The organism is Bacteroidales bacterium (assembly GCA_023228145.1).
In the GTDB taxonomy this organism is placed as follows: domain Bacteria; phylum Bacteroidota; class Bacteroidia; order Bacteroidales; family CAIWKO01; genus CAIWKO01.
In genome coordinates, this window is the sequence record JALOBU010000012.1 from 23,042 (window position 1) to 36,737 (window position 13,696).

Annotated in this window: 13 protein-coding genes; 10 read left to right on the forward strand and 3 right to left on the reverse strand. The window is 36.9% G+C overall.

Annotated features, from left to right (window positions below; genetic code table 11):
* Positions 1-27: 27 nt before the first annotated feature.
* From M0R16_07490 to M0R16_07500, 3 genes are all read left to right on the forward strand, one after another.
* A complete protein-coding gene (locus M0R16_07490; GenBank protein MCK9612730.1) occupies positions 28-987 on the forward strand; it encodes a hypothetical protein in 960 nt (319 codons plus the stop codon).
* 10 nt (positions 988-997) lie between these two features.
* Positions 998-2,077 carry a hypothetical protein gene (locus M0R16_07495; GenBank protein ID MCK9612731.1) on the forward strand — a complete coding sequence of 360 codons (1,080 nt, stop codon included), beginning with the start codon at positions 998-1,000 and terminating at the stop codon, positions 2,075-2,077.
* Positions 2,078-2,189: 112 nt separating this feature from the next.
* The gene (locus M0R16_07500; protein MCK9612732.1) at positions 2,190-3,074 is read left to right on the forward strand and encodes a polysaccharide deacetylase family protein; all 885 of its coding nucleotides are present in this window, start codon (positions 2,190-2,192) and stop codon (positions 3,072-3,074) included.
* Here the strand turns inward: M0R16_07500 and M0R16_07505 are convergent, their stop codons facing one another.
* Positions 3,075-4,466, reverse strand: a complete 1,392-nt coding sequence (locus tag M0R16_07505; protein MCK9612733.1) for a hypothetical protein — start codon at positions 4,464-4,466, stop codon at positions 3,075-3,077.
* Positions 4,467-4,893: 427 nt separating this feature from the next.
* Here M0R16_07505 and M0R16_07510 point away from each other — a divergent pair, with 427 nt between their 5' ends.
* Genes M0R16_07510 through M0R16_07525 form a run of 4 tightly spaced genes read left to right on the forward strand, consistent with a single transcriptional unit; the run spans position 4,894 to position 8,263 of the window.
* Positions 4,894-5,421, forward strand: a complete 528-nt coding sequence (locus M0R16_07510; GenBank protein MCK9612734.1) for a YcxB family protein — start codon at positions 4,894-4,896, stop codon at positions 5,419-5,421.
* Positions 5,418-5,960: a nitroreductase family protein gene (locus M0R16_07515; GenBank protein MCK9612735.1), complete on the forward strand. Its 543-nt coding sequence runs from the start codon at positions 5,418-5,420 to the stop codon at positions 5,958-5,960. The genes M0R16_07510 and M0R16_07515 overlap by 4 nt, the downstream gene beginning before the upstream one ends.
* Positions 5,953-7,284: a phosphoglycerate kinase gene (locus M0R16_07520; protein MCK9612736.1), complete on the forward strand. Its 1,332-nt coding sequence runs from the start codon at positions 5,953-5,955 to the stop codon at positions 7,282-7,284. Before M0R16_07515 ends, M0R16_07520 begins: the two co-directional genes overlap by 8 nt.
* A 37-nt stretch (positions 7,285-7,321) precedes the next feature.
* Positions 7,322-8,263: an ROK family protein gene (locus tag M0R16_07525; protein ID MCK9612737.1), complete on the forward strand. Its 942-nt coding sequence runs from the start codon at positions 7,322-7,324 to the stop codon at positions 8,261-8,263.
* A 138-nt stretch (positions 8,264-8,401) separates the two neighbouring features.
* Here the strand turns inward: M0R16_07525 and ssb are convergent, their stop codons facing one another.
* Positions 8,402-8,764, reverse strand: coding sequence for a single-stranded DNA-binding protein (gene ssb, locus M0R16_07530; GenBank protein MCK9612738.1), 363 nt, complete (start codon positions 8,762-8,764; stop codon positions 8,402-8,404).
* Between the two features lie 393 nt (positions 8,765-9,157).
* Here ssb and M0R16_07535 point away from each other — a divergent pair, with 393 nt between their 5' ends.
* The 3 genes from M0R16_07535 (at position 9,158) to mutS (ending at position 12,603) form a co-directional block, all read left to right on the forward strand.
* Entirely contained in the window at positions 9,158-9,508 is a 351-nt protein-coding gene (locus M0R16_07535; GenBank protein ID MCK9612739.1) for a four helix bundle protein, read from the forward strand.
* Positions 9,509-9,560: 52 nt separating this feature from the next.
* Positions 9,561-9,926, forward strand: coding sequence for a hypothetical protein (locus M0R16_07540; protein ID MCK9612740.1), 366 nt, complete (start codon positions 9,561-9,563; stop codon positions 9,924-9,926).
* Between the two features lie 91 nt (positions 9,927-10,017).
* Positions 10,018-12,603 carry a DNA mismatch repair protein MutS gene (mutS, locus tag M0R16_07545; protein MCK9612741.1) on the forward strand — a complete coding sequence of 862 codons (2,586 nt, stop codon included), beginning with the start codon at positions 10,018-10,020 and terminating at the stop codon, positions 12,601-12,603.
* Between the two features lie 73 nt (positions 12,604-12,676).
* Here the strand turns inward: mutS and M0R16_07550 are convergent, their stop codons facing one another.
* Positions 12,677-13,528, reverse strand: coding sequence for an ABC transporter permease (locus M0R16_07550; GenBank protein MCK9612742.1), 852 nt, complete (start codon positions 13,526-13,528; stop codon positions 12,677-12,679).
* Positions 13,529-13,696: the final 168 nt, after the last annotated feature.

Consider the following 13,696-nt stretch of genomic DNA (forward strand, 5'->3'; position numbering starts at 1 on the left):
ATTTTGCATTTTAAAACCTAAATACAAATGTACCAATTAAAACAATTTGAATTTCATGTTTCAGATATTAGTACACTATTGAACATGGATTTTACAGGACAGGACATTGTTGTGAATAAGGTCAGTCGGATTGGTCAGGAAATTGATCATTCAATAATTCTGTGTAATCCCGATCAAATGGACTATTTGAAAAAAATTAATACAGAATGTCTTGTATTTTGCTGTAAAAAAACAGTTGTTAATAAGAAAAACCTTTCGTATATTATTTCCCCTGATCCAGAAATACTGTTTTTCAGATTTATCAACGATTTTCTTGTAAATGAAACTGATTATTGGTACGAAGGAATAATCTCGGTTAATTCCACGAAATACCCTGACGTTGTTTTTGGATATAACGTAATAATTGGCAAAAATGTAGTAATTGCGCCGGGTACTAAAATTGGTAACAATTCTGTCATCGGCAACAATGTGGTAATCAGGTCGAATGTTGAAATAGGAAATAGTTGTATAATAAAGGATAATAGCGTGATAGGATCATCGGGTTTTGGTTTTATCAGAACAGATGATGGCCTTATGCAAATACCTCAAATCGGTTTTATTAAAATTGGTAATGATGTAATTATTGGATCATGCTGTTCTATCGAAAAACCAACTATGGGACATACTATTATTAATGATAATGTAAAGATTGATGACCTTGTTCAGGTTGGGCAGAATCAGGAAATTGGTAAAAATACTATAATTACTACTGGCTTTAAAGGAGAAACAGGAGCTAAAATCGGCTCTGATACTTTTATCGGAATGGGTGTAACAATTATTTCTGGTGAAATAGAAATCGGGAATCGATGTATAATAGGTGCTGGAACTGTTGTTTTAAAATCTGTACCCGACGGAAAAATTGTTTATAGCAAACAAATGAATGAAATAAAAGGTGATTCAGGAGAAAAAATAAAAGAAGTTTTTTATAATTTTAAAAAAACATGGTAACATTATTATTATGGCAGGATATTTAGAAAGTATTATAAGGAATCAGCATTGCAAGACAAATACGTATATTAATGGTCTTCTAGAGAAAGCCAGAAATGAATATGGCGTGGATTCTTCCGAATTCAAAGGGATTTATAATCAATATTTTAAAATCCCAAGCAAGAAATCTGCATTAAAGAATCGAAGGTATTATGAAGCTGAAGTGACGGGGAAAGATATTCCTAAGGGGTTAGAACGGCTTTACAGAAGGTCCGTTGCAATAGATCTTTTATCTGCATGTGCATGTGAATGTGTTTATTGTGCCCGAGGTTATTTTAATAGATTTGCCCTATCAAATACTGAAATTCAAGAAGTTGCAAAGTATTGCGCAAATGATAAGTTTTTGCAGGAAGTATTGATAACGGGTGGTGATCCAATGATAGCCCCTTCTAAATTAAAGTTGCTGATTACAGAACTTGCTTCCAAAGCACCCAATATTAAAATTATCAGAATAGGTACAAGGCTTCCAGTTCAGGATCCTGAAATGTTTGATCCTTCGTTGTTTACTTTTTTTGAATCGATGAAAAAAAGGTTCATTATTGAGGTTGCATTACAAGCAAATCATTATTTTGAATTTCAGGACAAGGCTAAGGAGGTAATTATTAAATTGCAGAAAGTTGGTTGCCGCATATATTGTCAGATTGTTCTTTTAAAAGATGTAAATGATGATATGGCAACATTAATAAGGCTTTATGACGAAATAAGATATATGGGGTTATCACCGTATTATTTATTTCATGCAATACCAATCATTGGCACAGAGGATTTCAGAACTTCTGTTCAAAAAGGACTTGACCTTATAAGACAACTTGAAAGCTGTGGTCATTTAAGTGGGCGAACAAAACCCGTTTTTGAGATTTTAACTGATGTTGGCAAAGTCACTTTATATCAGGGAAGTATTATTGGAAGGGACGGTAATTATCTTCTTATTAAAACGTTTTATAAATTATCTGAAAGACGGATTTGGAATCCATCATTCGAATTACCAACTTCAGCTACTCTGAATGATGATGATACAATCACTGTGAAATATCTGGATGGCAAGGGCTAGAATTTTTCTCGAGTAAAAATTATTGGTAAATCAATTGTGTGGCAAAAGTGGTTTTATTTTAAGGAATTGATTTTATAACTTAGTTAAAACGGATATTTAATTATATAACCCGATGGAGTTTAAAACGCAGATATTATGTTTCCATCGTGTATCAGACGAGTTTTCACCAGCTTATCCACCCATACCTGTAAAGGTTTTTGAGAAGATTTTGTCTTTCATTAATCGGAATTATGTCGTAATTCCTATTGAAGAGATTGATAAAAGAAATACTTCCGGAAAACCCCGGCTTATTATTACTTTCGATGACGCCTACTATGATTTTTACGAAAACGCCCTTCCTTTGCTGAATAAATACAAATTTCCGGCTTTGCAGCATGTGATAACTCATTCTGCAGAAACAGGCGAAAGTTTCTGGACACAAAGGCTGAACAAGATGATCGAAGCCTGTTTTTTTGAAAAAAGAGAACTGGTGATCCCAGAACTTCAAATAAGCCGGAAGCTGAATAATGCCAAAGAAGTTGAAAAAACAGCCCTTGAGGTTTACCTGTTGCTGCTTGACAAAATGGACAGAGAGGGTATCCTGAAAAAGATAGAAGAATCAATAAAAGATCATGTGGCTTATACCCGTATGATGGGATGGAAAGAACTGAATGAATGTACAAAATACGGCATCAGTATTGGCTCACACACACACAACCATGCCACCCTTTCAAAAATGAATGACGCGGAATTGAAATTCGAACTTGAACATTCGCGTAAATTGATCCTCGGCAATGTTCATTCTTCCGAATGCATGTCGCTGGCTTTTCCAAATGGAAAGTACAATGATGAAGTTATTACCGTCGCTACTAATGCTGGTTACCAATATTTTTTAAGTACTGAACATGCTAAGTTTAGTGGCAAAAACCCACCTTTGGTGCTTCCAAGATATTGCATCTATAATAAAGAATGGTGGAAAAATTATTTAAAATTCACTCTTTACCGGTATTACATTTAATCACAATTCGTCTTTGCGAGCAAGGTTTTTTTTAAGCTCGTTATATTTTGCCAGCATAATAAACATAGTGGCAATCAGAAAAGGCATCGCCGGTATTTTATATCTCACCAGCGCTCCAAAATTTGTTGAAGCAATACCAACTCCAAAAAGAAAAAACAAGGCAAAAAGCATGGAAAAAATTAACAGAGGGTCGGAAAATATGAGCCTGAAAAAACCAATAATCTTAAGTTTTACAAGCAAATAAATGCTAAGCATAAGCAAACAAAAATTTTCCAATCCGGAAATAATCATAACCGGGTTTCTGGCTTCCCATAAAAAAGGACGATACATTCCGGAAAAAACTGCTAATGGGGCTAATTTTGCTAATCCTGCCAAACTCCCGTCAAGCTGGCCGATATAATAATTATTAGAACCATATTGCTCTTCCCTCAACAAATCTTCTTGAATTATTTGTGCCTTTTTAGTGGCCTTATCAATGCTGCTGTAATCACCAAGCATTCCCTCCATTGAAGATAAACCCGCAGATATTATTATAAAACTTATTAATAACATCAGTGGCACAAAAAAAACTTTCGCTATTTTACTTTTAATTTTTTTAATACGATAATAAAAAACCCAAATGACGATACCGGGGAATAAAGCGACAAAAATATAGGGCTTAATGGTAAGAATTATTATCCCATTTAAAAGGCTTAAAAAAATATTTATGGGTATTTTTTCTTTTTTAATAAAAATCATAAACACATTATACACTATCCAGGCCGATGCGGCCAGAGTATATGTATCTTTCATCATTCCCGAGCCCCAGAAAAGAACAGAAGGAACAAAAAGTATAGCTATTGCCATGTGTTTTGATACGTGAGGAAAGTGTTCGTTAAATAAAAGAAACAACTTCCAGATTCCAAGATAAGAGAATATTGCCAGCAGTATGGTTGCCGGCATAAAAGCTCTCCCTCCCAGGGTAGTAAAAAAACTTGAAATGGAAATCACAAAGCGGGTATTGTTTCCCTTCCACAAATAATGAGGCGGCCAGGCGGTATCTGCATCAAAAAAATACCAGGATGTATTGTGATCAGCAATTCCAAAGAGAACAGAAAAAAAATGCCCGGGGTCTTTTAACATAAGCTTGGACACAGAAACACTGCCTTTAAAATAATCTATTGTATCGCCATAGCCGTAATATTCCGTAAAAATCAATAAAAAAATTAAGGCAAAAACTATTTTTGTAACCAATCCTGGAAGAAAATATTTATAAACAGGATTTTCTTTAACTTTTTTTTTCTGGTGTATATAGGCAGCAATAACAGCAATAAGAACCAAATAAGGAGTATATAAATAGTCAACAAGAGTAAAAGATTCCCAGTTAAATGTTTGTAAAAAAATAGATAACATTAGGTTGTAGCTAACTTATGAAAAGAAAGCAAAGGTACAAAATATCAATAAAAACGAAGCTCAATATATTGATAACCCCCAAAAACATGTTGTCTTAAATAATTGGGTGATATTGTAATACCTTTTTGTATATTTTTGCATAATAACTTTATGTGTATTTAGAAACTGTTTTGATTTTAATAAAACAAAAGAATAAAATGAAAATAGTTTTTATTAAAAGTCACTCAGAGCCGGATAAAGATTTTGACAGAAAGATTTATCCGTGTCCCCGCCTGACCGATATAGCAATTTGCGTTGGCGGGCAGGGAAGAGTGACTAATCCGGTCGCCCTCGACACATTCCAACATAAAAGTCGGAATGGCTCAGCCTGTCCGTAAATTATAAATTTTGGGAAAAACCCAAACAGTTTTTTATTTGATATCAAGAAGTGGAAAAAATAGAAAAAAACATACTGTTCACACCGGAGGATTTGCAGCTTGCATATACAACGCATTTTCGCAGAACATATCCTGTTCGCAGCCGCATGTTGTTTATAATAAGCATTATTTCTCTTTTAACAGGTATTGCTTTTTTCTGTTATGATTTCTCACAAGGAAACATATTTATTAAAAACTGGGCAGCATGGTTTCTGTTATGCTACGGAATTACAATTGCTGTAGTATATTTTCACAATTTAAAAACTATTGGCAAGCGTATGTATTCAAAAATGCCTGATTTTGAAAGGCCATATAATTTCATTTTTGATGCCGGAAAGATACAGATTACATCAGAAACCACAAACAATATAAATAAATGGGAGGCTTACAATTCGGCTCTTTTTTGTGAAAACATGATACTCTTATACCCCAATAAATTACGCTTCAATCTCTTCCCAAAAAAATATTTTACAGACGAGGAGTTTAATATGCTGAAACAATGGATTAAAGCCAAAATAAAAACCAAAGAATATAAATGAATTTCCATGAACTGATCCGCTTACGCCAAAGCACGCGTAAATACAATGACAAGCCCGTTGAACGGGAAAAAATTCTACATTGCATCGAAGCAGCCCGTCTGGCACCTTCAGCATGCAATTCGCAGCCATGGTCTTTTATCATAATTGATGAACCGCAACAAAGAAATAAAGTTGCCAGAGAAACATATAATAATGTGATTCCTTTTAATAAATTTGTTGCTGAAGCCTCGGCTATTGTTGCTGTAATTATAGAGAAACCCACTTTAATTTCTCAGCTTGGCGGAAGAATTAAAAATAAAGATTTTTACCTTATCGACATCGGAATTGCTGCTGAACATTTTTGCCTTCAAGCTGCTGAAGAAGGGTTAGGAACCTGCATGCTGGGATGGTTTAACGAAAAAAACATTCAAGACATTTTGAATATCCCTAAAAACAAACGCATCGGATTGCTAATAACTATGGGCTATTCAAATGTTAAAATTCGCAGTAAAATAAGAAAACCACTTGAGAAAATAACAAAATACAACAGTTATGAATAAGATTATAAACCAATTAAATCTGCCGCTTTTACAGGATGCTGAGCTTAAAAACAAAATAGTGCTGGTCAGGGTTGACCACAACGTAGTGAAAAAAGGCGTTATACATGACCCCTACCGTATTGACGCAACTATGGGAACATTATATTATATCAACGCAAAAGGCGGAAAAATAATTCTAATGACTCATGCGGGAAGGCCCAAAAATAAAAAGACCGGAGAAATTGATATATCAGACGATACATCCATACAGCCCGTTGTTGACTACCTGCAAAACAAGCTGCATATTACCCTGAAAGTTCCTGAGTTTCAACAGCATGGCAACCAGGGGTATTTTGGCATGGAGACATCCATAAACCACCTTATCCGCGACCTGAATGACCATACTATTGACGGAATCTACCTTCCAAACACACGGTGGTTTTCAGGGGAAGAAGCCAAAGGTGCTGAAGCTGACCATTTTGCTTATCAGCTGGCCGGTCTTGCTGACATTTATGTGAACGATGCTTTCGGATCCTGGCAGGCACATGCTTCAACAGTAAATGTTGCCAAATACCTTCCTTCATACGCCGGGTTTTTGTTACAGAAAGAAATTCAAAACCTTGAACGTATCTACAAACCCGATAGGCCTTTTGTTTCAGTAGTTGCCGGTTCAAAATTCGATACCAAAGTTGATTCGCTGAACGCATTATTAAAAGTTTCAGATTACCTGGTACTTGGAGGTGTAATTTATAACGCTTTTTTATGTGCCAAATATGGCTTTGTTATTGAAGGAATTGAATCCGAAGATATTGCACTGGCGAAAAATTTTGTAGAATACTCCAATAAATTTCCCGGAAAACTGATAGAATTGCCTTTCATCGTTGAATCAGACACTATGGAAGGGTTAATACCCGGACAATATCGTGTGCATAATATTAAAGATCTGAAAGCAAACGACAGGCTGAAATATGTTTTGGATGTGGACCCGCGGTCATTTCAGGAACCCTATGTAAAGAAAGTTTTTTTAGAAGCCAAAACCATTTTTGTCAATGCAGTCATGGGTTATACGCCTCATTTTAACGAAGGAACTATCGCTCTTGATGAACTTATTGATGAGAACACCAATGCCGTAAAACTTTATGGAGGTGGCGATACTATGCAGGAATTAAAACGTTTGTTACCCGGGCTTTATATTGTTGCCTTAGACAGTCCCCAATATTATATTTTCACCGGAGGTGGAGCTGTTCTTAAAGCTATTCAGGAAGGTAATGTTTTGGGCCTTGAACCGGTAAACGCTCTTATTAATCCTCTGTCGGCCAGAAAACAAAAAAACAGTAAAGCATAAATTACTTATAAACAAAAATCTGCAAAACAAAATTCTTATGAGCGAACTGGCAGTCGGAATTGATATTGGGGGGACCAACACAGTTTTGGGGTTTGTTGATAAGGATGGCATTTGTGTACATAAAACAACAAAAAAAACCACCGATTATGTTAATCCTGAAGTTTTTGTAGAAGCACTTACTTGCACTATAAGTGACTTTTTTTATACCAACAAACAGCACAGTATCGCCGGAATAGGAATTGGCGCTCCCAATGGAAATTATTACAAAGGAACTATTGAATTTGCGCCAAATCTTAAATGGAAGGGTGTTGTCCCTATTGTAAGTCTTTTTCAACAAAAATTAAAAACACCTGTTATTCTAACTAATGATGCCAATGCTGCAGCTATCGGAGAGATGATTTATGGAAATGCCAGGGGTATGAATAATTTTATACTGATAACTTTAGGCACAGGCGTTGGAAGTGGTATAGTCGTTGACGGCAACCTTGTTTACGGACATGATGGTTTTGCAGGAGAAATCGGGCATGCAATAGTGTATCCAAAGGGCCGCTTGTGTGGCTGCGGACGTAAAGGCTGCCTGGAAGCCTATTGCTCAGCACAAGGCATCACAACAACTTACATGGAATTACTTAATGAGGAAGGTATTTTGGATATTCCCAAAACAACGATTTCACCTTTAACTATTTATGAAAAGGCAAAATCCGGCGAAAGTACCGCTATCAGAACCTATGAAAAAACAGGAGAGACACTCGGCCTTGTACTAGCCAACAGTGTGGCATTTACCAGCCCGGAAGCGATTTTTTTGTTCGGAGGTATATCCAATGCCGGAGATTTTTTATTAATTCCAACAAAAAAGAACTTTGAAAAAAATCTTTTGGTGATTTATAGAAATAAAATAACAATTCTGCTTTCGGGTATCAGGGAGAATGATGCAGCTGTTCTTGGAGCCGCGTCCCTGATATGGAAATTAAAACAATAATAATATTTATACCGATAGGATAACTGTTGGAGTTCATAAGTTAATCCACTAATTGAATACTATAGATACCGTATAGGTATTATAAAAAAAAGCCCCGCAGCAATTCTGACAGGGCTTTTTTTGCAACAACAACAGATGTTATGCTGCTTTTTCTTCAGTTGCTTTTTTTTTGTCTTCAACAATATCGAACTCCATGGCGCGTATTTCAAACACGTTTTGTTTTGTGCCGTTTTTATCGGTGTATTGCCTGTTTACAATTTTTCCGGTAACTTTAACAAAGGTACCTTTTTTGATTTTGTCCAGCGCCAGTTCGGCAACCTTATCCCACATCACAATATTGTGCCATGTGGTTTCTTTTACCCATTCGTCGCTTTTGTTTTTATAACTGTTGCTGGTAGCCAGCGAAAAGCGTAGCATCTGTGCGCCACTTGCAAATGTTTTTACTTCGGGATTCATACCTGCGAATCCGCTTAATTCTACTTTGTTAACTGATTTTTTCATTTTCATTAGTTTTTTTAGGTTAAACAGTTGGTCGGTTTGTCCGACGATTGATGATGCAAAGTAACAATGAGCCAAAATACTTATTCGGTTGTTAAATATTTGTATTCGGATATAGTCGTTTGTAGTCGTTTGTAAACGGATATTTTTTGTATCTTTGGAGAAATTTTAAGGAAGATGAGGAGTATAGGCTGATAAGCTGTTAGGGGAATAGGAGAGCGATGCATTGTTGGTAATATAAAATACCAATAGTCTGTTAATAATAATCCCAAACAGTCGCTTTTAAGCAATCAAAACCATCAGAACAGCCAAACAACCTAACCTCCTTACAGCCTAAAAGTCTATCAGTCTAACAGCCTAAACACCTAAAAGTCTAACCCCCATAAACCCCACCCCATGAGAGACCACAACAAAATAAGAGCATTCGAACTGTCTGACGAATTTGTCTTGCTTATTTATAATATCACAAAACAATTTCCCAAAGAAGAAGTTTACGGATTAACATCGCAAATCAGAAGAGCTGCGGTATCAGTACCATCGAATATTGTAGAAGGTTGCGCCCGGAAAACAGAAGGAGAATACAAGAGATTTTTGGATGTTGCCTTCGGCTCTTTTCGCGAATTAAAATATCAATTCGGGCTGGCTTACCGCCTGGGATATGTTAAAGATACCGATATACAACAATGCAACTCAAAACTAACTGAAACAGAAAAAGTACTTAGTGCACTAATACGCTCCCTGCGCTGATATAACCACCTAACAACCTATTTACCTAACAGCCTATAAAAAACCCACCCCTATGGAAAAACGTACCTGCCTCGAATGCGGCGAAGAATTCAGCGGAAGAATTGATAAAAAGTTCTGTTCCGACATGTGCCGCAATGCATACAACAACAAACTGAACAGTGATAACACCAATCTGGTCAGGAACATTAACAACATTCTGCGCAAGAACCGCCGTATCCTGCAAAGCTTAAATAAAGCTGAAAAAACCAAGGTGCACCGAAAAAAACTTGTCGAAAAAGGTTTTGACTTCAATCATTTTACAAATATTTACCGCACCCAGAAGGGCAGCCAGTATTATTTCTGCTATGAGCAGGGGTACTTGCCGCTAGATAATGATTTTTATTTTCTTGTAATCAATAAAAGAGTGAACGAAGAATAGTTTTTACAGGCAAATTCTGCAAAAAAACTACCTTTGTTTAAAATAAAACCGCTTGGCCGAAAGCAAAAAAGATATTGCCGAAACCCCTCTGATGAAGCAGCATAACGCCATCAAGGCGAAATATCCCGATGCGCTGTTGTTGTTCCGTGTGGGCGATTTTTATGAAACATTCGGCGAAGATGCTGTAAAGGCTTCATCAATTCTTGGAATCGTACTGACGAAAAGAGCCAATGGCTCTGCATCCTATATTGACCTTGCGGGTTTTCCGCATCATGCCCTTGATACATATTTGCCTAAGCTGGTTAAAGCAGGATTACGCGTTGCTATCTGTGACCAATTGGAAGATCCAAAACTGACAAAAAAAATCGTCAAACGCGGCATTACTGAAATAGTTACCCCCGGTGTTGCTTATAATGACAAAGTACTCGACCACAAAGAAAATAATTTTTTAGCCGGACTACACCTCGAACCACGCATATCAGGCGTTTCCTTTCTCGATATTTCTACCGGGGAATTTTATCTGGCCCAGGGCAGTAAAGAATACATAGACAACCTGTTACAAAGTTTTCATCCCAATGAAGTTATTGTTCAGAAAAACAAACTCCGGGAATTTACAGAAACTTTTGGCGACAAGTATTACACTTCCACTTTTGACGATTGGGTGTTTACACCCGATTTTGCCAACAACATACTGCAAAGTCATTTTCAGACTACATCATTAAAAGGGTTTGGGGTTGAAGAGCTGGATTACGGCATTATTGCCGCCGGGGCAGCGCTTCATTACCTTGCCGAAACACAGCACGACAAAATCAGTCATATTTCAAAACTCAGCCGCATCGAAGAAGAACATTTTGTTTGGATTGACCGCTTTACAATACGCAATCTCGAACTTATACATTCCTCAAACGAAAAGGCCTTAACATTGATTGATGTTATTGACCACACGCTAACCCCCATGGGCAGCCGCCTTTTGAAACGCTGGCTGGTGATGCCGCTAAAAGACAAACAACTGATAAACGAACGGCTCAATATGGTCGGGTATTTTATTAAAGAACGAATTTTTTCTGATGAATTAAGAAAAAATGTGAAGCTGATAGGAGATTTGGAAAGACTGATATCAAAAGTTGCTATTAATAAAATTAATCCAAGAGAAGTTGCACAGATACGAAGGGCTTTATTGGCAGTTGAAGAAATTAAAAATAGCTTTGAAAAAGCAGAGGATTTTGCTTTAAGAAAGATTGGAGAGCAGCTTAATGGTTGTAAACTGATACGCGACCGTATTGAACACGATTTAAATTCCGATCCGCCGGCGCTGGCAAACAAAGGAAATGTAATTGCCAATGGGGTTTCTACGGAGCTCGATGAACTGCGAAAACTCGCCTACTCAGGAAAAGATTATCTGTTGCAGATACAACAACGGGAAAGCGAAAAAACAGGCATACCCTCATTGAAAATTGCCTTTAACAATGTTTTTGGGTATTACATTGAAGTTACAAATACGCATAAAAATAAAGTGCCGTCCGATTGGACACGCAAACAAACTCTTGCCAATTGTGAAAGGTACATTACCGAAGAACTTAAGGAATATGAAGATAAAATTCTGGGTGCCGAAGAAAAAATCCTTGCACTCGAAATGCAGCTATATAATGAATTGATTGTTGTATTATTCGATTATATAAAACCCATACAGCTCAATGCGTCACTCATAGCACGTATTGATTGTTTGTTATCCTTTGCCACGGTTTCGGTTAAATATAATTACTGTCGGCCGGAAACTAATGATTTGCTGATTATAGATATTAAAGATGGCCGTCATCCTGTTATTGAACAAAATCTGCCTGCCGGTGAAAAATATATTGCCAACGATGTGTATCTGGATGACAGCAAACAACAAATTATAATTATTACAGGACCGAATATGTCCGGGAAATCTGCTTTGCTGCGACAGACAGCGTTGATTGTGCTGATGGCACAGATTGGATGTTACGTTCCGGCCGCTTCGGCACAAATCGGGCTGGTGGATAAAATATTTACAAGGGTAGGTGCATCCGATAATATTTCTTCCGGAGAATCCACATTCATGGTGGAGATGAACGAAACAGCAAGCATTCTTAACAATATTTCTTCACGAAGCCTGATCTTGCTTGACGAAATTGGCCGTGGCACCAGCACTTACGATGGTATTTCCATTGCCTGGGCAATCGCAGAGTACCTTCATGAAAACAAAGTTTTTAAGCCTAAAGTTTTGTTTGCAACGCATTATCACGAATTGAACGAAATGGCAAAGACGATGTCCGGCATTAAAAATTATCATGTAAATGTAAAGGAGATTGCAAACAAAATATTATTTCTGCGTAAGTTATTGCCTGGCGGAACCGAACACAGCTTCGGGATACATGTGGCCAAGATGGCCGGGATGCCGCAAAAAATTATTGACCGCGCTAACGACCTGTTGCAGCATCTGGAAAAAGACCACAGCAATACCGAACTGACTCAGGGCAGAAAAGCTCAAAAAAACGCTTCAGAAGAAAATTACCAGTTAAGTTTTATACAACTGAACGACCCTCTGCTCGAACAAATAAAAGACGACATCCTGAATATTGATATTGACACGCTAACTCCCGTGGAAGCCCTGATGAAGCTGAATGAGATTAAGAAACTTTTAAACAGAAAATAGTTTTTGTGGTTTTTTTTAGGTTTGATTTCTAAAATAAATTTAGAATTATCATCATTAAAGTCATACAGGTCAATCATACCGTATCCATAAAATTCCTCTCAATCCGGTTAAACAAAACAATTCCTATAAATAATACCACCAGGGTAAACCCTGCACTATATGAAAGATGTAGCCAGCTAAATGTGCCTGAGCCTAAAAAAGCATATTTGAATGTTTCAACTATGGAAGTAACGGGATTAAGCAGCATAAGTGTACGTAATTTGCCTCCAAAAAAAGATAAAGGAAAAATCACCGGAGTGGCATACATGAGTAATTGTACTCCAAAGGTAACCAGGTATTGTAAATCACGATATTTGGTGGTCATTGAGGATATGATAATTCCAAGACCAAGTCCAAGCCCTGCCATCAGAACGATAAGGATAGGAAATAACAATAAAGTGATATTAAGATTGACGGGCATCCCCTGAAAATAATAATATATCATAAAGCCGAGAAACATGATCAGCTGTATCCCAAAGCTAACTAAGTTTGAAATTACTATTGAAATTGGGACAGTCAACCTGGGAAAATATACTTTACCAAAAACACCAGCATTATTGACAAAAGTATTGGACGTCTTGGTCAGGCATAATGAAAAATACCCCCAGCAAACGATACCCGCCATATAAAATAACGGCTGAGGAATTCCGTCTGTAGGAAGTTTTGCCACCCTTCCAAAAATGATGGTAAATGTGATGGTGGTGAATAATGCCTGCAGCAGGTACCATAAGGGCCCAAGAATGGTTTGTTTATAAACCGATACAAAATCCCGGCGGACAAACAACATCAGCAAATCGCGATACCTCCACACTTCTTTAAGATGGAAATTAAACCAGTTGGTTTTTGGTTTAATTACTTCAGTCCAGTTGTCCTGTTCTTCTTGCATGGGTTTTTGATAAACACAAAAATACATTTTTTTCATTAACCGAATTGGCGATTAAAACACTTTCAAAATAAATTAGTCTTAATGTCAGTGTTAATTCAAATCAAGATGCGATAAAAAACGAAACAAAATCTAGACAAAAATGTCTGGTGACTGCGCGCGGCCATCCAT